This window comes from Variovorax sp., from assembly GCF_965279555.1.
Lineage (GTDB): Bacteria > Pseudomonadota > Gammaproteobacteria > Burkholderiales > Burkholderiaceae_C > Variovorax.
The window spans coordinates 1,563,129-1,589,768 of the sequence record NZ_OZ257247.1 but is presented as its reverse complement, the minus strand read 5'-3'; the positions used below and the strand labels follow the sequence as shown (position 1 = coordinate 1,589,768).

Annotated in this window: 14 protein-coding genes; 2 read left to right on the top strand and 12 right to left on the bottom strand. The window is 69.4% G+C overall.

Annotation, left to right across the window (positions count from 1 at the left end):
• Positions 1 to 94: 94 nt before the first annotated feature.
• Positions 95 to 610, top strand: a complete 516-nt coding sequence (locus ACQY8B_RS07600) for a murein hydrolase activator EnvC family protein (RefSeq protein WP_422086140.1) — start codon at positions 95 to 97, stop codon at positions 608 to 610.
• A gap of 16 nt (positions 611 to 626) precedes the next feature.
• Here ACQY8B_RS07600 and ACQY8B_RS07595 read toward each other — a convergent pair whose 3' ends face one another.
• From ACQY8B_RS07595 to ACQY8B_RS07580, 4 genes are all read right to left on the bottom strand, one after another.
• On the bottom strand, positions 627 to 2,537 hold the full coding sequence (locus ACQY8B_RS07595; RefSeq protein WP_422086139.1) for a hypothetical protein: 1,911 nt from the start codon (positions 2,535 to 2,537) through the stop codon (positions 627 to 629).
• 118 nt (positions 2,538 to 2,655) lie between these two features.
• Positions 2,656 to 4,284, bottom strand: a complete 1,629-nt coding sequence (locus ACQY8B_RS07590) for a phospholipase D family protein (protein ID WP_422086138.1) — start codon at positions 4,282 to 4,284, stop codon at positions 2,656 to 2,658.
• A 78-nt stretch (positions 4,285 to 4,362) separates the two neighbouring features.
• Complete coding sequence (locus ACQY8B_RS07585) at positions 4,363 to 4,593, bottom strand: hypothetical protein (RefSeq protein WP_422086137.1); 231 nt, start codon at positions 4,591 to 4,593, stop codon at positions 4,363 to 4,365.
• A 74-nt stretch (positions 4,594 to 4,667) separates the two neighbouring features.
• Positions 4,668 to 5,579 (bottom strand): LysR family transcriptional regulator, encoded by a 912-nt coding sequence (locus tag ACQY8B_RS07580; protein ID WP_422086136.1) that lies wholly within the window; start codon positions 5,577 to 5,579, stop codon positions 4,668 to 4,670.
• A 107-nt stretch (positions 5,580 to 5,686) separates the two neighbouring features.
• Here ACQY8B_RS07580 and metE point away from each other — a divergent pair, with 107 nt between their 5' ends.
• On the top strand, positions 5,687 to 7,978 hold the full coding sequence (gene metE / locus ACQY8B_RS07575; RefSeq protein WP_422086135.1) for a 5-methyltetrahydropteroyltriglutamate--homocysteine S-methyltransferase: 2,292 nt from the start codon (positions 5,687 to 5,689) through the stop codon (positions 7,976 to 7,978).
• Between the two features lie 38 nt (positions 7,979 to 8,016).
• Here metE and ACQY8B_RS07570 read toward each other — a convergent pair whose 3' ends face one another.
• The 8 genes from ACQY8B_RS07570 to ACQY8B_RS07535 all read right to left on the bottom strand — a co-directional run bounded on the left by ACQY8B_RS07570 (position 8,017) and on the right by ACQY8B_RS07535 (position 26,597).
• Entirely contained in the window at positions 8,017 to 8,571 is a 555-nt protein-coding gene (locus ACQY8B_RS07570; RefSeq protein WP_422086134.1) for a sigma-70 family RNA polymerase sigma factor, read from the bottom strand.
• A gap of 16 nt (positions 8,572 to 8,587) precedes the next feature.
• Positions 8,588 to 21,400: a filamentous haemagglutinin family protein gene (locus ACQY8B_RS07565; RefSeq protein WP_422086133.1), complete on the bottom strand. Its 12,813-nt coding sequence runs from the start codon at positions 21,398 to 21,400 to the stop codon at positions 8,588 to 8,590.
• Between the two features lie 138 nt (positions 21,401 to 21,538).
• A complete protein-coding gene (locus ACQY8B_RS07560) occupies positions 21,539 to 22,549 on the bottom strand; it encodes a FecR family protein (protein ID WP_422086132.1) in 1,011 nt (336 codons plus the stop codon).
• 36 nt (positions 22,550 to 22,585) lie between these two features.
• Positions 22,586 to 23,122 carry an RNA polymerase sigma factor gene (locus ACQY8B_RS07555; RefSeq protein ID WP_422086131.1) on the bottom strand — a complete coding sequence of 179 codons (537 nt, stop codon included), beginning with the start codon at positions 23,120 to 23,122 and terminating at the stop codon, positions 22,586 to 22,588.
• Positions 23,123 to 23,136: 14 nt separating this feature from the next.
• Entirely contained in the window at positions 23,137 to 23,805 is a 669-nt protein-coding gene (locus ACQY8B_RS07550; RefSeq protein ID WP_422086130.1) for a TonB C-terminal domain-containing protein, read from the bottom strand.
• 169 nt (positions 23,806 to 23,974) lie between these two features.
• Positions 23,975 to 25,363 carry a Do family serine endopeptidase gene (locus tag ACQY8B_RS07545; protein WP_422086129.1) on the bottom strand — a complete coding sequence of 463 codons (1,389 nt, stop codon included), beginning with the start codon at positions 25,361 to 25,363 and terminating at the stop codon, positions 23,975 to 23,977.
• A 1-nt stretch (position 25,364) separates the two neighbouring features.
• The gene (locus tag ACQY8B_RS07540) at positions 25,365 to 25,838 is read right to left on the bottom strand and encodes a YbaB/EbfC family DNA-binding protein (RefSeq protein WP_422086128.1); all 474 of its coding nucleotides are present in this window, start codon (positions 25,836 to 25,838) and stop codon (positions 25,365 to 25,367) included.
• Between the two features lie 21 nt (positions 25,839 to 25,859).
• Entirely contained in the window at positions 25,860 to 26,597 is a 738-nt protein-coding gene (locus tag ACQY8B_RS07535; RefSeq protein ID WP_422086127.1) for a S1 family peptidase, read from the bottom strand.
• Between the last annotated feature and the right edge of the window lie 43 nt (positions 26,598 to 26,640).

Sequence of the window (26,640 nt, the reverse complement as noted above, 5' to 3'; positions counted from 1 at the left end):
GGCACGCGAGTTTGCTAGCATCGCTCGCGCGGCACCGCCCGGCGGAGCCGCACCGAAGGAACCCTCCGCAACGAATCCGTTCCAACAAGGCGCCATGCAACTCCAGACTTTTGCTTTCCGTACCGGCGCTGCAGCGCTGCTTGCCGCGAGCCTCGCGGCGTGCACCACCGTCGACCTCAACACACCCTGGCCGACGGCCCCGGCGGCCAAGCCGCCGGTGGCGCAGCGACCCGCAGCGCAGTTCATCCGGCCCGTCAACGGCCCGATCATTGCGCGCTTCGACGGCGACCGCACCAAGGGCATCGACCTCGCCGGCACGCTCGGCGACCCGGTCCTGGCCTCGGCCGACGGCCGCGTGGTGTACGTGGGCGGCGAACTGCCGGCCTACGGCAACATGGTCATCATCAAGCACAACGAGACCTTCCTCACCGCCTACGCGCACCTGCAGACCATCTTCGTCAAGGAAGGCACAGTGGTGCGCCAGGGCGACAAGATCGCAGAGATGGGCCGCAGCAACGCCGACCGCGTGAAGCTGCGCTTCGAGATCCGCAGGAACGGCAACCCCGTGGACCCCGAGCCCTATCTCAACGGCCGGCAGCCGCCGCAGTAGCCAACCGGCAGCTTCCTCAGTTCGCCTGGCGCAGCACCACTTCGCGCCAGTTGGCGTCGCGCGTGCTCACGAACATGCTGCGCAGCACGAAGCCCGACAGGGCCGGCGCATTGAAGGTGTGCGACGCCGCACCCGCGGCTGACGGCGCCACGTCGGCCTGGTCCGACCATGTACTGGGCGTCGAGGTGGCGCTGGCCAGGGCCAGGAAGAACTCCGACGAAAAGGCCGGGTTCAGGCCCGTCGCGCTGATCGCGAAGTCGCTGCCGCCGCTGTACGAAGCCAGCGCCGGCGTGGTCGTGAAGCTCGGATAGGCCAACGCCGCCGCCTCGGCCAGCGTGAACGGCCGCGCATTGAAGCTCTGCTTGTAGACGATGTCGAACGTGCTGCTCGTGATCTGCGCGACCGTGTCGTTGCTGGTGTAGGCCGTGAATGTGTACTCGGGCTCGGCCGGTATTGCCGCGATGGCACTGTCGCTCAGCCCCGCCGTCGATGCGCCGACGCAGTTCGACGCCAGCAGGTACTGGGTGCCGCCGTTGTTGCCCTGGATCGGCCAGTAGTCGCCCGCCAGCGGCGCGCGCACATGGCGCAGCCCGTTCGGCGGCAGGCCCGGGCCGGTCACCACCACTGCGACCGCCGCGTTGCTGTTGGTCGGGTTCGGGTCCCTGATCAGGAATTCCAGCCCCGTGGTCACGCAGCCCGACACCGGGTCCTTGAAGGCCTGCATGTGCGGGTTGATGTCCAGCACGCGGCCATCGCCCCGGAAGCGCCACACGCCGTCGTTGCCCTTCACGACCTGCATGCTCTTGTTGTTGCTGAAGGCAACGCCGTTCTTGTCCTTGTGCGTGAACTCGACAAAGGCGCGCGGTGCCAGGTTGTTGGTGCCGTCTACGGTGTAGTTGATGCGGTTGATGACCACGTCGGCAAAGCTAGCGCCCACCATGTTGGTGTCGCCGGTCAGGTCGCTCACGAATTCGCTGGCGCTCGCGTCGGCCAGGCGGAAGTTGTAGGCGCTGTTGCTGGTGTTGGTCAGCAGCGGCAGCAGATCGGCCGGCACGGGCAGCCCGTTCGCGAACTTGGCCGTGATGTCGGAAAGCGCCTTGCGGATCAGCACCACGTCGTCCGCCGCGGTCTCCATGCCGGTGCCGCTCATGGGCGTGGTGCCGGCATCCTGCGCGGCCTTCACCGCGAGGTCGTCCACGATCTGCTGCTGCGTGACGATGTTGGTGATGGTCGCGACGTTGGTGGCCGGGTCGACGCTCACGCGCAGCACGTCCAGCGCCTTGTCCAGCGCGCTCGACAGCGGCGAGAACGCGGTGCGCAGCAGGTCGATGCTCGAGTCCACGCCCATTGCCAGCAACACCGGCAGCAGCTTTGCTTTCAGCGCGTCGGATTCGGCCTTGAGTTCGTCGGCCGACAGCGCGCCGAAATCGCCGCTGTCGAAGTACTTGTCGGCCACCTTGCCGGCGATGTTGGCTACCACCAGGTCGGTCAGCGGCGTGATGTTGATGGTGCCGTTGGCATCCGCGGCGGTCGCGGCCGAATGGATCACCACGCGCTGGCCGCCCACCGTGCCCTCGGCGCGGAACACGAAGGGGCCGGTCATGTCGGTCACGTCCACCGTGTAGCCGCCGCTGGAAGACAGCTGCACGGTCTTGGTGGCGCCCTTGGCGTCCTTCACGGTAACGGTGCCCGACAACGGCAGGCCCGACGCGGCCGTGCCCGAGAAAGCCATGGACGCCGCCGGCGGATTGCTGGCGGGGGGATTTGCCCCCCCGGCCACAGGCAAGCCGACAAAACCACCACCGCCGCCGCCACCCCCGCCCCCGCCGCAGGCACCGAGCGAGATCAGGAGCGCCACTGCGCAAGCGGAGCGCGTCGTCTTGAAGAACGAGATGGAGGCGGCCGGAGCCACGGAGAGTGTTTTCATGGATGGTTCCAGGTGAAAGGGAGTAAACAAAAGAATCAACTCGTTACGAGCGACGTGATTCTTCTGTGCCCCCTCTCTGCCCACCATCCTCTGTTTTGAGGATGCGACGTGGCGGCAGCTAGAGCAGGCTCTCCGGCACCAGCGGGGCCAGCAGGTCCAGCTTCCAGCGCGACCAGAAGTCCGTCTCCGGCTCCTGGTGCAGGATGGTGTCGGCCGCGTCGCCCGAGGCCGGGCTCACCCACTCGATGGCCCCCGTCGGCCCCAGTTGGAGCTGGTAGGCGCCGTCCAGCCGCATGAAGCCGATCAGGCTGGTGAGCTGCTGCGCGATCTGCGGGCTGAAGATGAAGATGCCGACTTCGGTGTTGTGCAGCATCGAGCGCGGATCGAAGTTCATCGAGCCGATGAACACGATCCTGCGGTCGATCACCGCCGACTTGCCGTGCAGCCGACCGCTGGCCGAGCCGTACATGCCGAAGCGTTTCGTCTGCTCCACCCGCTTGGGGCTCAGCTCGTACAGCTCCACGCCCAGGCGCAGCATCTCGGGCCGGTAGCGGCGGTAGCCGATGTGCACCAGCGACTCGTCGGTGGCCGCCAGCGAGTTGGTGACGATGCTGTAGTTCACGCCGTTGCCCCGCACGATGCGGATGCTCTCCATGCCGCCACGCCCGGGGATCAGGTAGGGCGTGGTCTGCAGGACCTCGTTCTCGGCGGCGCGAATGTAGCGGCGCACGTTGTAGAGCACGCTGTCCTTCGACTCGTCGGCCGGCAGGCCGCGCGCTTCCTCGGTCGGTGCGAGCGCCTTGGCCGGCGCGTCGGCATAGGCCTCGGCGCGCGCCCACACCAGCTTCAGCGCGCCCGCGTCGAGGTCCTTGGCCAGCGGGTTGTTGCCGAGCAGGTCGGTGGAGCCGGGTTCCTCGGGGTGCAGCTGGGCGGGGCCGGTGGTGAGCCTGTCGAAGCGCTCGCGCAGTTGCGCGGGCGTCTCGCCGGTGGCGGGCACCAGCGATTCGATCGGGTACACGTACGGGCTGTTCCAGTACATGTCGAACAGCGACGACAGCCTGGGCACCACCGCGCCCGCCACCAGCGTGTCGATGTCGATGAAGTTCGATCCGCCGTCGCGCAGGAAATACTCGTTGGCGATGTTGCGCCCGCCCATGACGCCGATCACGTTGTCCACCACGTAGAGCTTGTTGTGCATGCGCCGGTGCACGCGGTCGAAGTCGAGGATCGACCAGGCCCAGCGCGTGCCGAGACGATCCCGCCCCGCCGGGAACGGATTGAACAGCCGCACCTCCACGTTCGGGTGCGCGGCAAAGCTGGTGAACAGCGGGTCGGCGCCGGCCGTATAGAGGTCGTCAACCAGCAGCCGCACGCGCACGCCCCGGTCGGCCGCCTCGCGCAGCGCACGCAGCAGGTAGCGCCCGGTTTCGTCGTTCTGCACCAGGTAGTACTGCACGTCGATGGAGCGCTGCGCGCGGCGCGCGAGTTCGATGCGCGCATGCAGCGAGAACTGCGGCATCGGCAGCAGGCGGAAGCCGCTCAACGGCTCGCCGGGCGGTGCGGCCGCCTGCACGAGGCGCCCGAGCGTGGTGTCCGCGCCGTTCGTGATCGCCGTCGAGGGCTTGCGCTGCACGTCGGCCGGCAGGCCGGCGCAGCCAGCCAGCAGCAGCACGGCGACACCGGCCAGCAGCCAAGCCAGCCACCTTGCGCGCGGTATGTGGGTAGCCCGGCGAAAAGATTGCGGCATCGGAAGCGGAACGTGGGGTTGAAAACGCTCGCGGTTTCTACCACGCCCGCGCCCAGCGGCGCTGTCACTGGCGCCTGCTCAGTGCCCCCGTGGCGCGCCCCATTGCCGAACGAAATGGTCGGCCCGCAGCGTGGCGCGTTCCACGGCCGCGTCCCAGGAGAGCTGCTGCGTAATCACCAGTGCGCAGCGCGGAATGCCGCTCTGGCTCAGCTCGGCGAAGCCGACGTAGGTGCCGCGCGGCGTGCGCATGAGTTCGACCCAGCAACTCCAGCCTGCTGGCACACGGAGGTCGAGCCGGAGGGTGTCCATGATGGAACCACAATAACCCTTTTGTTCCGCAGTTAAAAGAATTGAAACCCTAAGAACTACTTTTCTGGCTCAATTCAGCGGGTTTTCTCCTTTTCGAGGAGGTCGCGCGATTGCCGCGCCAGCTCGACGAAGGCCTTCAGATAGTCCACCTCGATGTCCGCCTCGCGCGCGCCAAGGAAGATCTGCTTGGCGATGCCGCGCGGGCCCAGCCGCACCGGCACGATGTCCATCTTTTCCGCATATTCCTCCACCAGCCAGCGCGGCAAGGCCGCCACGCCCCGGCCGCTGGCGACCATCTGCAACATGATGTCGGTGGTCTCTATGGCCTTGTGGCGCCTGGGCGTCACGCCGGCGGGCATCAGGAACATGTTGTAGATGTCCAGCCGGTCGGTGGCGACCGGGTAGGTCACCAGCACTTCCTGCGTCAGGTGCGCGGGTTTCACGTAGGGCACGCTTGCCAGGGCGTGGCCGCGCGGGACCACCAGCACCTGCTCGTAGTCGAACACGGGCTCGTAGTGCAGGCCCGGCTTGTAAAGCGGGTCGGGCGTCACCAGCAGGTCGATCTCGTAGCCGAAGAGCGCGCCGATGCCGCCGAACTGGAATTTCTGCTTCACGTCGACGTCCACGTCGGGCCAGCTGGCCAGATAGGGCGACGCCACCTTCAGCAGCCACTGGTAGCACGGATGGCACTCCATGCCGATGCGCAGCGAGCCGCGCTCGCCCTGGGCGAACTGGCGCAGGCGCTCCTCGGCAAGGTCCAGCTGCGGCAGCACCCGGTTGGCGACCGCCAGCAGGTACTGGCCCGCCTGGGTGAGCCGCAGGCTGCGCCCTTCGCGCTGCCAGATCTCGGTTCCGAGCTGGGCTTCGAGCTTGCGGATCGAATGGCTCAGGGCCGATTGGGTGAGGTGCAGCACCTCGGCGGCGGCCGTGAGCGAGCCTTGCTTGTCCACTTCCTGGACGATGGACAGATGGGTGCGTTCCAGCATGGCTAATGAGTGAAATTCATCGATACGTGAAATAAGACCATTTTACTTCACGGGTCGCCAAACCTACGATCCAGCCCTTTCCTGACTGCCGGACGTATCCGATACCCATGACCACTACCCACAACCTTGGCTTTCCCCGCATTGGCGCCAGGCGCGAACTGAAGTTCGCGCTGGAGTCGTACTGGAAGGGCGAGTCTTCGCGCGACGCGCTCAAGGCCCTCGGTGCCCAGCTTCGCCAACGCCACTGGAACGACCAGGCCGGGATCGACCTGGTGCCCGTTGGCGACTTCGCCTTCTACGACCAGGTGCTGGACATGAGCTTCACGCTCGGCAACCTGCCCGAGCGCGTGCGCGGCTTCCACGGCGATGCGCTGGACAACTATTTCCGCGTGGCGCGCGGCCGCTCGGCCCAGGGCGCGGAAGACCACGCCGGCTGCTGCGGCGGCGTGGCCGCCGGTGAAATGACCAAGTGGTTCGACACCAACTACCACTACATCGTCCCCGAGTTCACCGCGCAGACCGAATTCAAGCTCGACGCCTCCCGCCTGCTGGAACAGCTCGCCGAAGCCAGGGCCCAGGGCGTGAAGGCCAAGCCGGTGCTCTTAGGCCCGGTCACCTACCTGGCCATCGGCAAGGCCAAGGACGACTCCGACAAGCTGGCGCTTCTGCCGCGCCTGCTGCAGGTGTACGCCGAGCTGCTGGAAACGCTGGCAGCCCAGGGCGTGGAATGGGTGCAGATCGACGAGCCACTGCTGGTTACCGAACTCGACGCCGACTGGCAGCACGCATTCAACACGGCCTACCACCAGCTCAAGGCCGCGCGCATCAAGATCCTCATCGCCACTTACTTCGGCCAGTTGCTGGAAAACAAGTACCTGGCCGCCAACCTGCCGGTGGCGGGCCTGCACGTCGACGCCGTCAACGGCCGCGACGACATCGTTCCGCTGCTGACCATGCTGCCGGCGCACAAGGTGCTGTCGCTGGGCGTCATCAACGGCCGCAATATCTGGAAGAGCGACCTTGCCTCCATCCTCGACTGGCTCGAGCCGCTGGCCGCGCGCCTGGGCGACCGCCTGTGGATCGCGCCGTCGTGCTCGCTGCTGCACGTGCCGGTGGACCTGGCCAGCGAGCAGAAGCTCGACGCCGAGGTCAGGTCGTGGCTCGCCTTCGCCCTGCAGAAGCTCGAAGAGCTGCGCGTGCTGGCCACCGCCCTGCGCGACGGCCGCGACGCCGTGAAGGAAGCCCTGGCCGCCAACAGCGCCGCCCTCGCCGCGCGCCGCGCATCGCCCCGCGTCAACAACCCAGCCGTGCAGGCTTCGGTTGCCAGGCTCTCCAGCCAACTGGGCCAGCGAGAAGGTGCCTATGCCAATCGAGCCGCCAAGCAGGCCGCGTTCCTGAAGCTGCCGAAGTTCCCCACCACCACCATCGGCTCGTTCCCCCAGACCGCGGAAATCCGCCATGCACGCAGCGAGCACAAGGCCGGCCGGCTGGACGACGCCGGCTACAAGGCCGCGATGCAGGCCGAGATCGCCCGCAGCGTGCGCGAGCAAGAGGCGCTCGACCTGGACGTGCTGGTGCACGGCGAAGCCGAGCGCAACGACATGGTCGAATACTTCGGCGAGCAGCTCGAGGGCTACGCCTTCAGCCAGTTCGGCTGGGTGCAGTCGTACGGTTCGCGCTGCGTGAAGCCGCCGATCCTGTTCGGCGACATCAGCCGCCCGAAGGCGATGACGCTCGAGTGGACACAGTACGCGCAGTCGCTCACGCAACGGCCCATGAAGGGCATGCTGACCGGCCCCGTCACCATCCTGAACTGGTCCTTCGTGCGTGACGACCAGCCGCGCTCGGCCTCGTGCAGGCAGCTTGCGCTGGCCATCCGCCAGGAAGTGCTCGACCTGGAAAAAGGCGGCGTGCGCGTGATCCAGATCGACGAAGCCGCGCTGCGCGAAGGCCTGCCGCTTCGCAAGTCGCAGTGGCAGGAGTACCTCGATTGGGCGGTCGAGTCGTTCCGCATCACGGCCAACGGCGTGCGCGACGAGACCCAGATCCACACGCACATGTGCTATTCGGAGTTCAACGACATCATCGCGTCGATCGCGGACATGGACGCCGACGTGATCACCATCGAGACCTCGCGCTCGGACATGGAGCTGCTCGACGCCTTCGACAACTTCAAGTACCCCAACGAGATCGGCCCCGGCGTGTACGACATCCACTCGCCGAACATTCCGAGCCAGGAGCACATCGTGCAACTGATGAAGAAGGCCGCCGAGCGCGTGCCCGCCGAGCGCCTGTGGGTCAATCCGGACTGCGGCCTGAAGACGCGCCAGTGGGCGGAAGTGCTGCCCGCGCTGGCCAACATGGTGGCGGCCGCAAAGACGCTGCGCGCCTCTGCCTGAGTTCGGCCTGAGTCTTTTCGGCCGCCGGCCGCGCTAAGTCACGCGGTGGCGCAGCGCCCCGCCGGCAATCGCAGCAGCGCCTGCCGCAGCGTGGTGTCCACCCGCCGCAGCGACAGGCCGTGGCGCACCGCCACCTCGTGGCGTGTGAGTTCATGCACCCGCAGCGCCACCAGGATGTCCTGGTGACGGTTCGGCAAGCCTTGCATCGCACGCTCGACCGCCTTCAGGTCGGAGCGCGCCTCGGCGATCAGCTCCGGCCCGGGCGAATGGTCCACCACATGCTCAAGCATGTCTTCCGCGTCGCCTGCGTACTGCCACGGCCGCTCGGCGCGCAGCCGGTCCATGGCGGCATTGCAGGCCACGCGGTAGATGTAGGCCACCGGGCTCTGCACCGAATCGGCAAAGCTCGCGTCGGCCAGCCGCAGCCAGGCGTCGTGCAGGCTCTCGCTGGCGGCGTCGGCGCAGCCCAGGTGCCGTGCGAGACGGCGGTGCAACTCTTCGTAGTTGGCCGCCAGCAGCGACTGGAAGTCCGGCGGCTGGGCGCGGTCGGCCCCTGCGGCGGGGCCGCAGGGCGTCAAGGTCGGCGTGGTCATGGCGCGGCAGCGAAGGCTAGCGTCCGCGCGGCAGGCCGCGGCGCTCGTTCTCGCTGAGCTTTGCGATCTGCGCATCGGTCAGCGCCCCATGCCCCACCATCTGAATGAAACCCGACGGGTCGTAGCTCGCCTGCTCCGCCGGCTTGCGCCGGACTTCGCCCGCGCCCGGCGCACCGCCCGCAGGTTCGTCGCCGAAGCCCAGCACGCGCACCGTGAACACCGACGGCAAGGCCTGGCGCTGCGCCGCGCGCTCGCGCTGCATCGCCTCCTGTGCCGCCGCCGAGGCCTGCGACGCCGCCGCGCTGGCATTGCTCAGCGCGCCGACGTTCACCGACGCGACCACCGGCAGCCCGGTGCTCTTGCCCTGCACCTGCACGTTGTCGGCGTTCACCACGTGCAGCGCGGCCAGGTTCACGTTGCCCGATACGCGAATGCCCGCCTCGCCCGCGTCGATGGTGCCCAGCGGCGCGATCAGGTCGATGTCGCCGGCCGGCACTTCCGGAATCGGATTCAGCGTGGCAATGCCCGCGCCCGTGCTCGGCACGTCCGACGACAGCACCACGTTGCCCCAGCGGTCGTACACGCGCTTGGGCGGCGTGTAGACCAGCGTGGTCTTCGAGCCCCGTCCGGCGTTGATGTCGCCCTCGGCCGACCAGCCCAGCACGCTGCCGCCGAAGGTGGTCATGATCCGGCTCTGGCCCAGCAGGATGCTGCCCAGCGAATACAGCGAGATGTCGCCCGCGCCCTGGGTGATGACGCCCGGAATCAGCGTGCCCACCGCCTTGGGTGCCGCGCCCTCGATGCCGAACACCTGCCGCCCGCCCGGCGTGAGCAGCGCGATGTCGCCGCCGAACAGGGTGTTGATGCCGGCCGAACCGAACATCGTGATGTCGCCCTTGTAGCTGGTGCCCGGGAACAGCGACGCGATGGTGTTGCGCCCTCGCAGGTAGCTGCCGTAGCGCACGCCGTTCTCGTCGTTGTACTCGCGCCCGCCCTCCTTCAGCTCTGCGAAATACACGCCGCGCAGGTAGCTGCGCTGCTGCTCGGGTGGCAGCGCATTGAAGAAGGCGAGCGCCTCCTGTGCGCCGCCATTGCCGCCGTAGCCCTGCGTGGCTTCGAGCCAGTTCACCAGGTACAGCTGGCTGGCCTGCCTGTAGTCGTTGGCCATCACGCGGCGCGGCTTGCCGGTTTCCGCATCCAGGCTGGCCTGGCGTTGCGCCATCCAGGCCGCCGCGCCCTGCTCGTCACCGCTATCGCCGGTGTAACCGTATTCGATGCGCAGCCAGTCGGCCAGCCGGAGCTTGCCGTTGTAGTTCTTCACCACCTTGCCCGGCTGGTCGGCCAGCGGCTGGCCTCTTTGCATCAGGTTGACCGGGTCGAGATAGCGCTGTGCAAAGCCGCGGTAGTCGGGCCCGTCGGCGCCCACGCCGGCCAGCATGGCGATGCTGGCGCCGGGCCGGTTGTCGCCCGGCACCACCGGCCCCAGGCTGCTGACCGAAGCCGCGCCGTCCATGCGGATGTCGCGGCCCGCCGTGATCTCCAGCGTGCCGGGGCCAGCCACGTTGAAAGTGCTGAACACGATGTCGCGGCCCGCCGAGACAACCGAGATGTCGCCCGGCTTCTGGTGCACGAACAGGTTGCCGGTACTGAGGAACCTGGGCTCCCCGTAGAAGCCGCGCGACTCGGCCTGCCCGATCGGCGTGCCGCTGGAGACGATGTCGCGTCCGGCCATCATCCAGACCGGTTGCGCACCGTCGTACCAGACCTGGCCCGTGCGCATCTCGTCCTCGGTCGTGAATCGCATGATGCGCCCGCTGCTCACGCCGACCAGGTCGCCGCGCACCGCATAGAAGCGTGCCGGCCCGGTGCCCACCGCCTCGCCCGACACCGTGTCGGCGCCGAATGCGAACAGCGGGCGGCGCTCGGCGTCGCCAATGCCGTTGCCGCCAGAGAGGTTGCCGAACGCCGTGCCGTCGCTTGCCTTGCCGGTGAAAGCCGGATGCAGCGGCGTCGCCAGCGCCGCGGCGGCCGCGCCCGACTGGCTCACGGTGTTGCCGCCCGCGTAGATCGAGTCGCTGGCCAGGAACTCCAGCCTGCCGTTGGCCGAAGGCGCGAGCAGCATCGGCGTGCCGTTGCCGGTGCTGAAGGCGGTTGCCGAGTCGCCATAGAAGAGCGAGCCACTGGCAGCCACGGCGCTGAGGATCGACGGGTACACATAAGCGGAGTCGGTAGCGGCGACGCCCGCGCTGCCCGTCACGGGCACGAGGTTGCCGCCCGTACCGAAGAGGTTGATGGCGGTGTTCGGCGTCCACAGGCTGAACCAGCTCTTGCCCTGGCCCGACAGTCCGTTCGCGCTGAACGGCGTGGCATTGGGAAGGTTTTCGCGCGTCGGGTCGATCACGCCCTTGACCACCAGGTCGCCGCGCGTGCTCAGCGTGTAGTTCGCGTCTCCCGGCGCCAGCACGATGCCGCCTTGCGCCATCCCGCGGGTAGCGGTGTAGGGGTCGTAGGCGCGGGTTTCGCGAGGCGACTGCTGAAACGAGTACGTTCCGAAGGTCAGCGGCAGGCTGCCGATGCTGCCGGCCTGCAACTGCACGTCGCCGCGCAGGTTGACGACCACGCCGTTGAGCGCGGCGTTGGCATCGCCGCCCACTCCCTGGACGAATGGCCTGTCCAGCGAATTGAGGGCCCCGCCCACGCGCAGCTGCAAGTCGCCGCCACCCGTCAGGCTCAGGCTGCCGTTGGCCAGCACACGGCCGGTGCCGCCTACCGCCAGCACCAGGCCCTGGCTGCGCCGGCTGTCGGTGTCCGAATCTATCTTGGCGCCACGCCGTGTCTGCGCGCCCGCGTTGCCGCCCACGTCCATGCGTAGGTCGCCGCCGCCCAGCGTGCCGAAGCCGGTGAAGCCGAGCAAATTGTCGGCAGATTCGTTCGGGGCGACATACGAGCCGAAGTTGATCCACCACGCCGTTGGCTGGTCCTGTGCGCCACCGAAGGTGCCGCCCGTGCCCTGGCGCCACAGCCAGTTGCCGATGGCACCGCTGCTGACGCCGCGGTCGGCGGGATTCGGCCGACCGAAGCCGGAACCCCCTGCCGCCATCGTCAGGTCGCCAGTCAGGTCGCCGCCCACCTTGAGCGTCAGGTTGCCGCCGGAGGCCGGATACCAGGCCCGCGCCAGGCTCTGTGCACCGCCATCGACGAACTTCTCGTAGGCGCCGTTCACGTCGCCGAGCACCGTGCCCTTGGCGCCCACCGCGCGCGGCAGGTTGTAGGGGTCGCCGGCATGCGTGGCCTGCGACGAGACGCCGGCCGTGTACACGCCGTACAGCGAATCCATGCGCAGGTTGCCGGCGGCCATCAGGTCGAGATCGGCCGCGCCGGTGCGCACGACGCTGAAGCGCACGCCTGCCGGCGTTTGCGCGTATTCGGGCTTGTTGGCGGAGACACAGTAGCCCGGCGAACCCATGCAGAAGTCGTCCACGTTGCCGACAAGTTGCGGATCGACCGGATCGCCCACCTTGACCGTCACCCCGCTCTCCGCCAGCTCATCCACTGCCTGCTGCGACCAGCCCCAGGCGCTCTTCAGCACGCAATAGGCCGGCGTATCGGCGCAAAGCGATTCGATCGTTCCCGCGCCCATGTCTTCGAGCCACTTCGCGTCGATCGGCTCGCCGGCCTTGACCTCGATGCCGATTGCGGCCAGGTCGTCCTGCGCGAACTGGGTCCAGAGCTGGGTGCCCTTGGGCGGCAGCAGCTTGCCGAACAGCCCGTAGTGGCTGTCCGCCAGACGCAGGTCGCCCTGCCCCAGCGCCGGATGCACCTGCACGATGCGGTTGTCGGCCGCATCCAGGTCCGCGCCGGCCAGCAGCCGCACCGACCACGACTGCGAGCCCTCGGGCAGCATCGCCGCCGCGGCCCACAGCCTGCCGGTGCCATCCGGGCGCAGGTTCACCGAAGCCGTGCCGTCGGGCAGCTTGACGTCGGTGGCGCCCGGCACTACCGCGCCCAAGGGCAGCGTGAGAGCGCCATTCATCACGTACTTCGTGCCGTCGCCGGGCAGCGGCACACCTTTGGGCCACACCACGCCGGACAGCGTCGCATTCGACGGCAGGCGCATGCCGGCCGCGAGCCGCGTGCCCACCGGCAGCGTCACGCCGGTGCCGCTCACGATGCTGCCCGCCGCATACAGCAGCACCCCCGAGGCGTCGCGCACGTCGGCGCTCAGCACGGTGCCCACCTTCAGCTCGAGCGGTGCGGCCAGCACGCTGGGCGCCGGGATCAACTGCCCGGCTGCGAAGCCGATCGTCTTGATCGGCAGGTCGTAGTTGAGCGTGCTCCCACCCTCGAAGGTGGTGCCGTCGGCCAGCACCACGCCGCCGCGCGGCACCACGGTGTCGCCGCGCAGCAGATTGACGCCGGGCAGCAGCAGCCAGCCACCGTCGTCCTGCGTGGCGGGCGGAGGCATGAAGCCGTCGTTGATGCTGCCGAAGATGTCGAGGTTGCCGCCCGCAAGGATGGCCAGCTTGCCCACCTCGCCCGAGCCGTAGACGCCCGTCTTCTGCGCATGCGGGTTGGCGCTGGCATAGCGGTAGCCCGACAGGTCGATGTCGCCCTGCACCACCATGTCGCCGTCGGGCGTCTTGCTGACGATCTCCACGCCGGGGCGCAGGTGGAAGGCGTCGGCATAGCGCGCGTTGTTCAGGCCCGCGAGCTTGCCGTTCATCAGGGCGGTGTTGGCCAGCGCGTTGTCGATGAAGGCGGTGCTCTGCAGGTGCTTGGCATCGAGGTAGGCCTGGTCGATGACCTGGTAGGGCCGGCCGGTGGCCGCCGTGTCGGTGCCGAAGCGCGCGTCGTCGTAGCGCCAGGTGCCGTTCACCGCGATGGAGCGCGCGCCTTCAATGGCAATGCTGCCGCTGGCGTCGATGCGGATGTCGCCGCTGGTCTCGCCGGTGCGGCCCGCGTTGAGCTCCAGCGTGCCGCGCGTCATGCCGTCGTTCTGGCCGGGCTCGCCGCCCACCTTGGCATTGGTGCCGTGGCGCAGGTCGATGCGCGCGCCCGAGGCCAGCGTGAGCTGCCCGTTGTTCGACGTGAGTTCCACCATCGCGCGGTTCGGCGAATCGATGATCTTGCCGTGGCTGTCCACGCGCAGCGTGCTGCCGTGCGCGTCGAGCACCGCGCTGCCGGCCAGCGTGAGGTTGTTCTTCGCGGCCAGGCTGATGCGGCCCACGCGCTCGCCGCTGGCGTCGATGGTGCCGGTCACGGTGAGGCTGCCGTTGTCGAGCGACACGTTCACCTCGCCGGCCTTCAGGCCGTTGCCGATGGTCAGGTCGCCCTGGCGCAGCTGGAAGCTGCGCGCGCCGAACACGCCGCCGTCGTTCAGGCGCTGGTTGAGCGCCGCGAACTCGGCGTCGCCGAGCTGCCGCGCACGCACTTCCACGCTGCCCGCGAGGAACGGCACCAGCGTGCCGCCCGCGTCGTAGCGGTCGCTGCTCGCGCCGAGGATGCGGCCCTGCAGGTCGACAACGCCGGCGGCATCGTCGAGCGCCATCGCCTTCAGCGTGCCGGCGCGGTTGTTCTGCGCCGAGATGTCGATCACGGAACCCGCCGCCTGCCGCAGGTTGCCGTGCAGGCTTTCGAGCACCAGGTCGCCGCCGGCGCTGTACTTGGTGACGTCGTTGAAAGCCACCTTGCGGCCGGCCAGGTCGAGCACCGCGCGGTCGGTCAAGGTGAGGTCGCGCTCGGCGCTCACCGTGAGCTTGCCGCTGGGCAGCGCGAAGGCGGTGTCGAGCGTCACGTCGTGCCCGCGCAGGCTCAGTTCGGCGCCCAATGCCGCGTCGCCGGTGGCGGCAACCGCTGCACCCGAAGGCCCGGCCACGCGCAAGGCGCCGCCGGCCGTGATGCGGTTCACCGAACCCGCCTCGCCCGTCAGCAGCGGCGCCACGATGTTCAGGTTGCCGCCGCTGTACGCGTAGCCCTTGCCCGCTTCATACGCACTCTGCGACTGATAGACCGAAAGGCTGCCCTTGTGGTTGGCGCTCACGCGCTCGCTGGCCCTGAGGTTCACGTCGGCGAAGCCCAGTACCAGGCGCGCGGTGTCGTCCAGGCCGCTCGGCTGGCTGTTGGGTCCGTAGCCGAACTCGATGCGCTCTGCCTCGATGTTCAGCGTGCCGCTGCCGGTGCCCGCGCCGCCGCTTGCCACCGAGGTGGGCGCCGTGGCCATGCTCTGCCACACCAGGCGGCCGGTACGGATGGTCGCGACGTCGCCCGCGCCGCCCTGGCCGTAAATGGCGGGCGTGGCCAGCACCAGCTGCGCCATCGTCGACTTGCCGGTGGCGGGGTCGAGGGTGTCCAGCGCCGCGGTGCCGAAGAAGTTGACGCCGCCGCTCGCGCTTAGCTCCAGCGTCTCAAGCGCGGGCGCACCGTACTGCCGGTCGCCGCGCAGCAGGCGGTCGAGCAGGCTCTGGCTCATGGCCAGACCCGGCGGCAGCGTGTTGTTGGCCGCGGCGGCGGCCAGCGCGGCGTTGTCGCCAACGTTGATGCCGCGCACCGCCAGCGTGAGGTGGCGCGTGCCGTAGCGCACCGCGTCGCCCATCTCGAAGCGGTCTGGCGTGACCATCGCGATGGTGCCTTCGGAATACAGCTCGGTCTGCCCGCCGCACGAGGCACTGGAACACACGCCGACCTGCAGGCGGCGGTTGTCCAGCGTGCCTGCGCTCGGCGGCACCGGCAGCGTGCTCACCCTGCCGTTGGAGACCATCAGCATCTGGCCGCTCGCATCGTAGACAAAGCCGTCGGTCGAATCGTAGGCCGCCTTGCCCCGGCCGATGGTGTTGATGCGCGCGCCCTGCTCCACCACCACGCTCAGGGCCAAATCGCTGCTCGTCCCCACCACGCCAAGGAATACTTCGGGCGCCGACAGCACCGCGCCCTGGCGCACCACCACGCTTTGCACGTTGTCGCCGGTCTTGACGACACTGCCGCCCTGGCCGTACTCGGCCGCTTTCAGCCCGCCGACCACCAGGCGCGACACGTTCATGCCGCTGAGCATGCCGGCGTCATACGTGACGCCCTTGAAGCCCGGCGTCGCCGCCGCGCCGGCCGCGACGACCTCGACGCCCGTCGTCGCACTGGAGCCGTCGGCCGTCACGGAGCCGCCCCGGCCGCCCTCGCCCGGCTGGAAGCGTGCGGTGCCGCTGAAGCGGAAAGCGTCGGCCCCCGCGCCGGGCGCGAGCAGCAAATGAAGGTTGCGCGCATCGGCCGGCAGCATGGCGCGCGGCACGCCCACGCGCAGTGCATCGGCGCGCACGAAGTCGGCGTAGCCGGTCTCGTTGTATTGGGAATAGCTGCGCAGCACGTCGGCCGAGGTCACGATGGCCTGGCGGAACAGCGTGTCGCCAATGCCGGTGCGGCCTATGCCAAGTTGCGCCGCCGTGAGCCACGAGCCATTGCGCATGGCCTGCGTACCGGTGGGCGCGCCGAGGCCGCCAACGCCGTTCAGCTCCACGCGGAAGGCGCCCTTCTGCAGCGCGTAGGTCGAGGGCATGAGCGTGTAGGTGCCCGCGGGCAGGCCCGGCACGCCGGCGCCGATGGTGATCTGCTGGCCGACGAGCGGATCGACAGCGCCCTTCTCCACACCCGTGGGCGCAACCGCCGGCTGCACGCCGGGCACGATGGCATACACCGGGTTGGTCGCGAGCCCCGGCAGTGTGAAGCCGCCGTTGGCGCCGATCTGCATCAGCGGGCTGAAGCGCGCGTCGATCGAGCCGCCGCGCCCGCTCACGAAGCCCGTGCCCGTGAGGTTGCCGCCGCCGGACAGGTCGAGCGTGGCGCCCTCCTGGCCCTGCACGCTGGCCCCCATGAAGCTCAGGCCGATCGTCAGGTTGCGGTTGAAGCTGTCGCCCGCGCCCACGCCGGTGAGCTTGACCTGCTTGCCGTTGTACAGGTAGTCGATGCCGTCGACGGTGCCGCCATAGGGCATGTTCAGTCCCTCGCCGCTCACGGACGTGAGGCTGCCGGGCAGCAGCCGGATGCTGGTGGTGAGCGCGTCGCCCAGCGTCAGGTGCCCCAGCGGCGTGCGCACCACGCCGCCCTGTTCGATGACGGCAGCGCGCATCGTCAAATCGCCGAAGGCCGAATACGGCACGTCCAGGGTTGCGCCCGTGCCTTCGATGCGAAGCTTGGTGTCGGGCCGGTACTTGCCGTTCGGCGCCATGCCGGCGGACACCAGCGCCACCACGCCCGTAGCCGGGTAGATCTGCGCGGCGCGCAGGGTCAGGCTGCCAGGCACGACGAGGCTGGTGGAGGTGCCGACATCGGACCTGCCCTGCAGGAAGCGCAGGTCGCCGGTGCTGGCCAGCGTGATCTGGCCGAAGGCGGCCAGGTCGACCACCGGCGATTCGCTCTTGCTGTCGAGCATGGCGACCTTGCCGGCGGCGCCGTGGGCCATGCCGTCGCGAACATCGATCAGGTCGCCCGATAGTTCCAGGCGAGCGCCGGACGCCACGCGCACCACGCCGAGCTCGGCGACGGGCGCCTTCAGCACTTCGCGCGTGAACGAAACCATCGAACCGGCCAGCCGCACATAGGCGGCCGAGAGTGCCACGCGCGCGTCGTCGGGCGCGTTCGTGCCGAGCGCGAGGCCGCCGGCATAGATCTGCAGGCTCTGGCGCATGCGCAGGTCGAGGCCGTCTTCGAACGCCAACGTGGAGCCGCTGAACAGCGAGAGGTTGTCGAAGCCGCCGCGCCGGACCATGTCGGCGCCGATCCGCCCCTGGCCGTATTCGAGTGCGCCGTCGTCCACGCCAGGCTTCAAGGCGGCGGGCGCAAGGGCCGCGCCCTGTTCAGCGCCCAGCACCAGCACGCGGTGCCGGCGCACCCGGTCTTCCGCCTGCTCCAGCGGGTCCAGGTGCAGGCGAAGGCCCGGCGTGTCGAGCACCACGCTCAGCGTGCCGCCAGCCGCGCGATCGCCGCCCGCGAACGCGCGCAACGTGCCGTCGAGGTACAGCCCGTTGTACGACGCCAGCGAGATGCTGCCGCCGTTGCTGGCCACGTTGGTTGCGCCCATGCCGGGCACGTCGAGCACCGCATGCGTGCCCGATGCATCGAGCAGAGCGCCCGGCCGCACGACGATGAAGTCTTGCGTCGCGGTGGTCTTGCCGAGCGCCGTGTCGATCTCGCCGCCGATCACGATGCCGCCGCCGTCGCGCAAAAGGCCATAACGCTTGCCGTTGACGTCGCTGGCCGTGGCCGCGTGCGCCGAGGCGTCGAGCACCGCCTGCTCGCCGATCCAGATCGAGCGCGCATGGGCTTGTGCATTGGCCTTGTCGGCTTCCAGATCGCTGATGTCCACCGTCTTCAGCACGATGCGCCCGGCATTGGCGCGCAGCGTGCCGTCCACCGTGAGCTGGCCGGTGCTGCGCACTTCGATGGACTGGCCCGGGTCGACGTTGATCGCCGCGCCCTTGCCCACCACGGCTTGCACCGTCGGCAGTTCCTTGGCGAGCGTGGTCGAGGTGCCTGCCTGCAGCGACAGGCTCGAGCCCTTGCGCTGCGTGAGCACGGCCTTGGTGGCATCTTCCTGGTAGAGCGGCGGTGTCCACAATTGCAGCGCATCGGCCGGCTTGCTGCCGGTGGCGAGGTTCTGCGCGTCCGCGCCGAAGCGGTACACCGGCATCGTCACGTCGATCTGCGCGCCATCGGCCACGGTGAGCCCGTGGTTGCCGATGAGCGCATAGCGGCTGAAGCCCTTGCCGAAGAAATTCGCGCCGAGCATCAGCGTATCGGCGCCCACCGTGCCCGATGTGTCGCCGACGTTGATGCGATTCGTCTGGACCGTGAGCGTGCCGCCGCCGTCCACGCCCTGGCCGCGCAAGACAGCGCCGTCGAGCGCGACATGGCCGTTGCCTTCGTTGAAGCCATCGGCCTCGAGCGTGACGCTGCCGCCCTTGCCACCCTGCTGCCTGGCCTTGGCCAGCAGCCCCGCGCCGGAAGACACATCGACCACGCTGCCGTTGCCCAGCACCACGTCGCCCATGCTGCGCACCGACACGATGCCGCCGTTGCGGTACGCCAGGCCGCCCGCGTCGAGCGGGTTCCTCATCACGTTGGCCCAGAGGCCGCTGGTGTCGAGCTTCGCGCCACCCGCAAGCACCACCGACGCAGTGCCGTCGGCCGGGGGCCGGATGTAGCTCGTGTCTTTCAGGTAGTTGTTGCTGATCTGCTCGAGCACGTTGCCCAGCTGGATGCTGCCGCCATGCGCGACCAGGTCGGCATCGACCTTTACGCCAGGGCTGTACAGCGTGATGTTGCCGCCGTTGCCTGCCTGCAGCGCGCCCGTTACAGCAATGCTTTCCGTGGTGGCCACGCGCACCGCGCCCAGCCTGAAGCCGCTGAGCTGGTCGGTGTCGAGGTAGAGCGTGTCGCGGCGTTCGGCCGGCAGCGCGGTCGAGAGGTCGAGCCCCGCGGCAATGCCCTGCGCCGTGTCGCCGAGCACCGCGTTTTTGATGCCGGCCGGGTCGAGCCGGCGGTACAGCGTGCCGGTGCTCTTGTCGAAGTACGCGTCGTAGTTGCCCACGATGAGCTGCCCGCGTTGCGGTGCCGCGCTGGCCGGCTGCCTGTAGCCATCGATCCCGGCCTGCGGTGCCTGCGTCTGGCGGTCGCCCTGGAAGGTCTCGCCGACGATGTCGCCTTCGAGCACCGCGCCCTTGGTGCGGACGATGAGCATGCCCGCGTCGCGGCCCACGGTGTAGCCGTTCTCCAGCCGCTTTTGCGGGCCTATCAACGGGTTGTAGAAGAAAGCGGTGGCGCCCTTGCCCCAGCGCACATGCTCGTCCTCGAAGCCCTTGTAGACGCCCGTGTACTTCAGGTCGCCCGGCGCCTTCGACACCTCATACAGCCGCCCGTCCGCGCCCTTGAGCCAGCTCTGGTTGATGGTGCCGGTAAGCACGTCGAGCGTGCCGCCCGACAGGTTGATGCTGGAGCCGCGCTGCGTGACCACGTCGCCGCCGGTGAAGCTCACCGCGCCGCCCTGCGCCATCCACTCGCCCACTGTGTGGCCCTGCGTGCCCAGGTAGCCGCCGACTTCGAGCAGGCCGCCGCCCGTGTACCAGCGCTCGCCCTGGTAGCCGTTGGTGCCGCCGGGCACGAAGACCAGCGTGCGCCGGTCGATCCACAGGTCGTTGTTGTTGAGGTTCTTGCTGTCGCGGTTGAGCGGCGCGTCGCGCTGCTCGTTGCCCTGCACGTTGATCTTGACGTTGTTCGACTCCATGGTGAGCTTCACGCCCACCGCGCCCGACACGTCGATGCGCGCGCCCTCGCGCACCAGGCTGCGCTGCTTTGCGTCGACGACCACCTGGCCGCCGGTGGCCAGCGTGAGCGAGTCTTTCTGGAACTCCACCGTGCCGCCGCTGGCCACTTCCACGCGCGAGAGGTCGCGCCGGTCGTTGCCCGCCAGGCTGAAGTTCTGGCCCTCCTGCGGCACAGCCGGCGCCATGAGCGCCGTGCGCTGGCTGTCGAGTGCGGTGGTGCCGCTGGTGTCGAGCACGATGGCCGTGGTGCTGCCCTCGCCCAGCGTGACCTTGCCGGCGGCGCCGACCGCGGCCAGGTGCACCGTGCCGCGCGTGTTCACCGAAGTGCTGGAAAGAATGACGCCGTTCTGCACCACATCACGCCCCGCCAGCGTGACGTCGCCGGTGGGCGCCTGGATCAGGCCGGTGTTGACGACGAGACCGGCCTTGCTGTCGGCCGCCAGCGTGACCGCCACTTCGTTGCCGCGCGTGGTCGAAGCCTGGTTGCCTTCGGTGCCCACCCCCTTGCGGATCGAAAAGCTGTCGCCGGCCGCTATCAGTGTCTGGCCGCTGGGCGTGGCGATCTCGCCGGCATTGCGCACTTCGCCACCCAGCAGCATCACGTAGCCGCCGCCCTGCGTGGCCGAGGTGGGCGCGGGCGTGGAAATGCGCGCGCCCGCCTGCACTTCGACGCGGCCATTCGCATTCCGGAAGTTGGGCGCAAGGCCGTTGCCGTACACGCCGGTGGATTTGAACTGCGCCTCGTCCACCTGCGTGGCCGCGGCCACCAGGTTGCGCGTGTCGACCTGGCTGGTGCCGCTGAAGACGATGCCGTTGCGGTTGGCCACCATCACCGTGCCGTCGGCCTTGATGCGGCCCTGGATCTGGCTCGGCCGCGCCTGCGGGTCGTTCACCTTGTTGAGCAGCGCCCAGTCTTTCTGCTGCGCGAAGGCCACCGTGGTGTTCTTGCCGACGTTGAAGGTCTCCCAGTTCAGGATGGCCTTGTCGGCCGTCTGCTCGACGGTGACGACGGTGCGGCCGTCGACGTTCTTCTGCGAATCGCCGCTCAGCGGGCGGGCATTGAGCCAGCCGGCCGTGAGCGAATTGGTGTCGACCTTCAGGCCGCCTTCGGCCAGGCCGTCGGGCGCCGATGGGTCGTTCTGCGATGCAGCCGCACGCGCGGCGGCCTGCGCCGCCTGCTGTGCCGCGATGCCGCGCGCCGCGAGGTTCAGGTTGCTGATCGACTGCTGCAGCTGCTCGTTGGCACGCTGCTGCTGACCGGCCGGGCTCATCAGGCTGGACACGGGCAGGCCGTTGGGCAGCATGCCGGTGGTCGCGGCGGTGGCCTGAGCTGCGCTCTTGGCGTTGAACCAAGTCGGGCTGAAGGCGCGCTGCGCATGCGCCGGCACGGTGACCGTGGTGGCCGCGCCGGCGGCCAGCGCCAGGGCCATGGCCTGTGCCAGCGGCGAAATTCGCAAGCTCCTCGCATGCACGACAGCGCCCGGCTTGCGGCTGCGGCTGTTGTGTCCCTCGTGTGTGTTCATCTGACGCCCAGTAAAGAATGAAATGCACGGGCACAGAATCCGTGCCCCTTACTGGACAGACCGGGCGGAGCAAACAAAACCGCTAACTTTTTCAATCCTGACCGGACCCCAAGGCCAACAATCAAACCGTCACAAACATCAGCTAAGGACCAGCACGCCGCCCGGCAGCGTGCGCGCTTCCAGGTCGTAAGAACGCTGGATCTGCACCAGCACCGTGTCGAGCGAAGCGATGGCGAAACGCCCGCTCACCGCGCGATCGGCCAGCCCGCGCGCCAGCAGCACCACGCGGCCCGGCCTGTAGCGGTTGATTTCCGCCACCACGTGCGCGAGCGGCGTCTGCCGGAACACCAGCACGCCGGTGCGCCAGGCCGACACGTCCGCGCCCTGCACGTCGGTGGCGCCGCCGATCGACACCGCGTCGTACACCACCTGCTGGCCGGCCTGCAGCGTGCGCGCGCCCATGGCATGCGTGACGCGCACATTGCCTTCGATGCAGGTAACGCAGGCGCTGCCGTCGAGAAAGCGCACTTCGAAGCGGCCCGCCTGCGCCTCGCTGCGGCCCGCGCCCGCCACCACGCGGAACGGCCGTGCCGCCGATGCGGAAGATGCGGAAGCGGAAGAAAGATCGACCGCCGTCTCGCCCGCGATCAGGTCGATGCCGATGGTGCGGCCGTCGATCGTCTGGCGCTGCACGCTGGTCTGCGTGTTGAGCATGAGGTCGATGCCGTCGGCCAGTTCCACGGCGCGCTGCTCGCCGGTGGCGGTGCGGAAGTCGGCATTCCATTCGCTGATGGACGGCCACAGCCCGAGCGGCGGATACACCGCCGCCACGCCGGCCGCACTCATGGCGGCGCCCAGGAACGCACGCCGCGCGAGTACCGGGCGCCGCGCCTTCTGCTGCGTGGCTTGCCGGTGCTCGGCCAGCAGCGCGGGCTGCGCCGCCATCATCTGCGCGATGGCCGGATCGAGCACCTTCCACAGCCGCTTGGCCTCGGCAAAAGCCGATGCATGCAGCTCGCTCGCTTCCTGCCAACGGCGGAAGCCCTCGACGTCGCGCTGCGTGGCCTCGCCGGACGCAAGACGCCGCAGCCAGGCCTGCGCTTCGCGCTGGACCTGGGCGGTCTTGTCGGGCTCGGCTCGAATGTTCATATCCATAAGACGGCTCCGGGCGCGGGGAACCGCACTTTATTTTTCATGGGCCTCCGGCGCGGCAGGCGGACGGCCCATGCGGGCGGCGCAGAAGTCGTGGGCGTCCTTCAGTTCTTTCTCCACGGTGCGCAGCGAAATGCCGAGCCGCGCGGCCACCTCGCGCTGCGGCAGATGCTCCCAGCGCACCATCACCAGCACCTGGCGGCGGCGCGGCGGCATGCGCGCGATGAGCGCCGCGAGCGCGGCCATCTCGGAGCGGTCTTCGGCGATCTGCGAGGGACCGGGCGCGGGGTCGGCGGCGTCTTCGAGCAGCGCATCGATTTCTTCCTGCGTGGCCAGTCGGCCCTGTTTGCCGAGCCGGTCGTAGGCCAGGTTGACGGCCACGCGCAACAGGTAGGAAGCCGGGTCGCGCACGCCGTCGATGTCGTCGCGGCTCTCGAGCCGCAGCCAGGTGTCTTGCAAGGCGTCGCTCGCATGGTCGGCATTGCCGAGCCGGCGCGCGAGCCGCTGCTTGAGCTCGTCGTAGCGCGAGACCAGGAAGTTGCGCAGCGCCGGCAGCGCGTTCTCGGGCATGGCGGCGAACGGCCTCAGTGGCGCGCCGGGCATTCGAGCCCGGGCGTCTGCGAACGCGGCAGGATCAGCATCGTGAGCGGCTGCGCCATGTCGGGCGGCGGCGCGCGGTCGATGCGGATCTGCCGCAGGGTGTCGAGGATGGCGCCGTCGCGCGCGCGGTCGCCGCTGGTGTGCAGCAGGAAGGCGTTGGCGATGCGGCCGGTGCCGTCGATCACGAAGCGCATCGCGGCGCGATAGCCGCCCGGCGCGGTGCGCGGGTTGCCGCAGAAGGTTTCCCAGATGCGGGTCTGCACGAGGCCGTCGTAGCTGCGATCGGCCACTGCCGCCTGCGCGGCTTCGGCGGTGTCGGGCGCTGTGCCGGCAGCCTGCGCCACGGCTTCGGCCGGCGCGGGCTTGAGCACAAAGGCGACCGTCGATCCGGTGCCCGTGTAGTCGGCGACGAGCCCCGTGCCCTGCAGCAGCAAGCGCAACGCCTCGGCCGGCGCGGCCGTCATTTGCACGGCGTGCGATTCGCGCCCCGCCACCAGCCCCGCGTCGAAGAACACCGGCAGGCCGGTGCGCAGTCCGTATTGCTCGAGCGCCGCATGCAGCGGCTGGCGCGGAATGTCGAAGGCCGCGCGGCCGTCGCTCACGGCCGCGGTTTCTTCAGGGTGAGCGCGCGCGTCCGCGCCCAGCAGGGTCATGCAACCCGCGAGCGCAAGGCTTGCCAGATGGAGAAGAAAAGGAGGGTCATGCCGCATGAGTTCGATACGCCCGGCGTAGGCCGCCGCCCGGGGGGCATGTAGAGGCGGGATGCTAGGGCGGCTTCGTGACGCTCGAATGACTCGCATCGGCCGCACGCACGCTGCCCCCTCAGCAGCGCGACTGCCCCGCCCTCGCGCAGATCGGCACGAAGATGCGCGTGCCGCCGCGCTGCACCAGCAGTGCCGCCGAGCCATCGGCCACGTCGAGTTCCTGCGCCAGGGCCTCGGCGCTGTCGATGGGCTGGCCGTTGAGCGCCAGGATCAGGTCGCCCGGCTGCACGCCCGCGCGCGAGGCCGCCGCGTTCACGCGCTGCACCAGCAGGCCGCCGTCCACGCGCAGGAACTGCCGCTCGGCAGGCGCCAGCGGCCGAACCGCAAAGCCCAGCCGCGAAGGGGCCGAGGGCGCATCCGCAGCGTCGGCCTTCAGGCGCGGCGTGTCGAAGCCTTCCACCCGCACTTCGAGCATCTGCTCGGCGCGCTCGCGCCACACGCGCAGCCGGATGCTCTCGCCCGGCATCTGCTCGGCGATGAAACCCAGCGCATCGGCCGCCTGCACCACCTCGCGGCCCTGCACCGACAGGATCACGTCGCCCGGCTTGAGCCCGCCCCTGTCGGCCGCGCCGCGCGGCTCCACGTAGTTGACCAGCGCGCCGGCCGGCCGCGGCAGGCGGAAGGTGTCGGCCAGCGCCTGCCCCACCTCCTGCACCGACACGCCGATGCGCCCGCGCGTGACCGTGCCGGTGGACAGCAGCTGGTCCTTGATGCGCATGGCCGCGTCGATGGGAATCGCGAACGACAGGCCCTGGTAGCCGCCGCTCCTGCTGTAGATGCGCGAATTGATGCCGATGACTTCGCCGCGCAGGTTGAACAGCGGCCCGCCCGAGTTGCCGGGGTTGATGGGCACGTCGGTCTGCAGGAACTGCATGTATTCCGCGCCCGGCAGCAGCCGCCCCTTGGCGCTCACGATGCCCGCGGTAACGGAATTGCCGAAGCCGTAGGGCGAGCCGATGGCGACCACGCCGTCGCCCGGCTCCACGCCCGACGGATCCCCGATGCGCACGGTGGGCAGGCCGGCCGCGTCGATCTTGAGCAGCGCCACGTCGGCCACAGCATCGAGGCCCACCAGCCGCGCCTTGAACTCGCGGCGGTCGGGCAGCTTCACGTTGATCTGCGTGCCGCGCGCAACCACATGCGCGTTGGTGAGGATGAGCCCGTCGTCGCTGACGATGAAGCCGGTGCCCAGGCTGCTCTCGTCGGCTTCGCCCTGCGGCTGCGGCAACTGGCCCGGCACGCGCAGCAGCCAGCGGTCGCTGAAGCGGCGCGCCGGCGCCGAGGGCCGCTCCACGCCGATGTGCACCACCGCCGGCCCGTAGGCCTTGACGAGCTGCGACAGGCCCGAGGCCGGCCAGGGCATCGCCGCATGCAGCGGCAGCCCCGGTGCAAGGCAGGCCGCGGCCGTCACCAGGGCGGCCAGCCGGGCAGGCACGCTTCTGCCCATGTCAGGTGTTGGTGACGAAGCTCAGCGTGAGTTGCAGCACCATCGGCTGGCGCATGTCGCGCGGCGGCGGCTCGGCCAGCGGCTGCGCGGTGAGCAAGGTGCGCAGGTCGGTGTCGGCCTGCGCGTCGCCCAGCGAATCGAAGGCCACGCGGTCGACCTTGCCGCTGGGCGCGACCCACACGCGCACCACCACCGGGGCGGGCGGCGCGGATTGGCCTTCTTTCAGCATGCGTTCCTGCATCCAGGCGTGCAGGCGCACCACGGTTTCGCTGGCGGGGTCGCTCAGCGACGCCTGCAGCTGGTTGCCGGCCAGGTTGGCGTAGCTGATCCAGTGCTGCGGCACCTGCTGCTGTGTCTGCGCGGTGGCGGCGACCGGCACAGTGGCGCTGGCAAGGCCCAGGCCGAGCCAGCCGAGCGCAAGGCGCAGTCGGCCCCAGCGTGGCGTTGTTTTAGGAGAAGAAGCAGGAGCGTTCATTGATTTCTCTGTAAGGGAAGCTCAGCCGCACAGCACGCCGGCCGACAGGGTCGACGCCCGTGCGGCGGGCGATTGCATCGGGCTCAGTTGCGGACTGTCGCTGGCCGCGAAGGCGATGCCGTGACGCTGCAGGAACTGCCGCACCCGCGATGCCGGCACCGCCCGCACCTGCGTGGCGCCGGTCACGCCGCTGGCCGTGGCCGCGCGGCTCAGCACCATGCCGCCCGCATGCGGCGCGGCCGCCACGCGCTCCACCACCACGCCCAGCAACAGGCCGTCGGCGCCGAGCACCGCGCTGCCGCTGGCACCGGGCTTCACGCCCGAGAGCAGCTGCAGGCCCTCCGCGCCGGGCACGGTCATGGCATTGCTGAGCAGGGCGGCGCGGTCGGGCAGGTTCTTCAGCACCGCATAGGCCTCGGTGAACACGCCGACGCTTTGCGTGGGCAGCACGTCGCCCAGCGCCAGCGTGGCGCTCAGATACGGCTTGAGCGTGGTGCGCAGCACCGCGAGATCGAGTTCCGCGCTCTCTGCGATCACGCCGGCCTGCGACACGTGGCCGCCCTTGAGCGCGTACAGGAAACGGCAGTCGGCCACCGCGTGCCGCGCGGTCAGCACGTCGCCGGCTTCGTTCAGGAAGACGCCGCTGGCGCTGGCCTCGGGCGGAAGGATGCCGCCGTCCGCAAGCGCCGCGGTCGATGCTGCGAACAGCCACAGGCACAGGCACAGACAGGCGCGGATGAAATGGTGAACGGACGGCATGAAGGCAGTTGCGGGCTCTGCAAACCAAGACGGAATCCGGCAC

Excerpts from the sequence above, each read along its gene's own strand:
- ACQY8B_RS07550 (WP_422086130.1), bottom strand. The coding sequence starts at position 23,805 with ATGACCCTGCTGGGCGCGGACGCGCGCGCTCACCCTGAAGAAACCGCG.
- ACQY8B_RS07570 (WP_422086134.1), bottom strand. The coding sequence starts at position 8,571 with ATGACCACGCCGACCTTGACGCCCTGCGGCCCCGCCGCAGGGGCCGAC.
- ACQY8B_RS07535 (WP_422086127.1), bottom strand. The coding sequence starts at position 26,597 with ATGCCGTCCGTTCACCATTTCATCCGCGCCTGTCTGTGCCTGTGCCTG.
- metE (WP_422086135.1), top strand. The coding sequence starts at position 5,687 with ATGACCACTACCCACAACCTTGGCTTTCCCCGCATTGGCGCCAGGCGC.
- ACQY8B_RS07560 (WP_422086132.1), bottom strand. The coding sequence starts at position 22,549 with ATGAACATTCGAGCCGAGCCCGACAAGACCGCCCAGGTCCAGCGCGAA.
- ACQY8B_RS07555 (WP_422086131.1), bottom strand. The coding sequence starts at position 23,122 with ATGCCCGAGAACGCGCTGCCGGCGCTGCGCAACTTCCTGGTCTCGCGC.
- ACQY8B_RS07590 (WP_422086138.1), bottom strand. The coding sequence starts at position 4,284 with ATGCCGCAATCTTTTCGCCGGGCTACCCACATACCGCGCGCAAGGTGG.
- ACQY8B_RS07580 (WP_422086136.1), bottom strand. The coding sequence starts at position 5,579 with ATGCTGGAACGCACCCATCTGTCCATCGTCCAGGAAGTGGACAAGCAA.
- ACQY8B_RS07540 (WP_422086128.1), bottom strand. The coding sequence starts at position 25,838 with ATGAACGCTCCTGCTTCTTCTCCTAAAACAACGCCACGCTGGGGCCGA.
- ACQY8B_RS07585 (WP_422086137.1), bottom strand. The coding sequence starts at position 4,593 with ATGGACACCCTCCGGCTCGACCTCCGTGTGCCAGCAGGCTGGAGTTGC.
- ACQY8B_RS07565 (WP_422086133.1), bottom strand. The coding sequence starts at position 21,400 with ATGAACACACACGAGGGACACAACAGCCGCAGCCGCAAGCCGGGCGCT.
- ACQY8B_RS07545 (WP_422086129.1), bottom strand. The coding sequence starts at position 25,363 with ATGGGCAGAAGCGTGCCTGCCCGGCTGGCCGCCCTGGTGACGGCCGCG.
- ACQY8B_RS07595 (WP_422086139.1), bottom strand. The coding sequence starts at position 2,537 with ATGAAAACACTCTCCGTGGCTCCGGCCGCCTCCATCTCGTTCTTCAAG.
- ACQY8B_RS07600 (WP_422086140.1), top strand. The coding sequence starts at position 95 with ATGCAACTCCAGACTTTTGCTTTCCGTACCGGCGCTGCAGCGCTGCTT.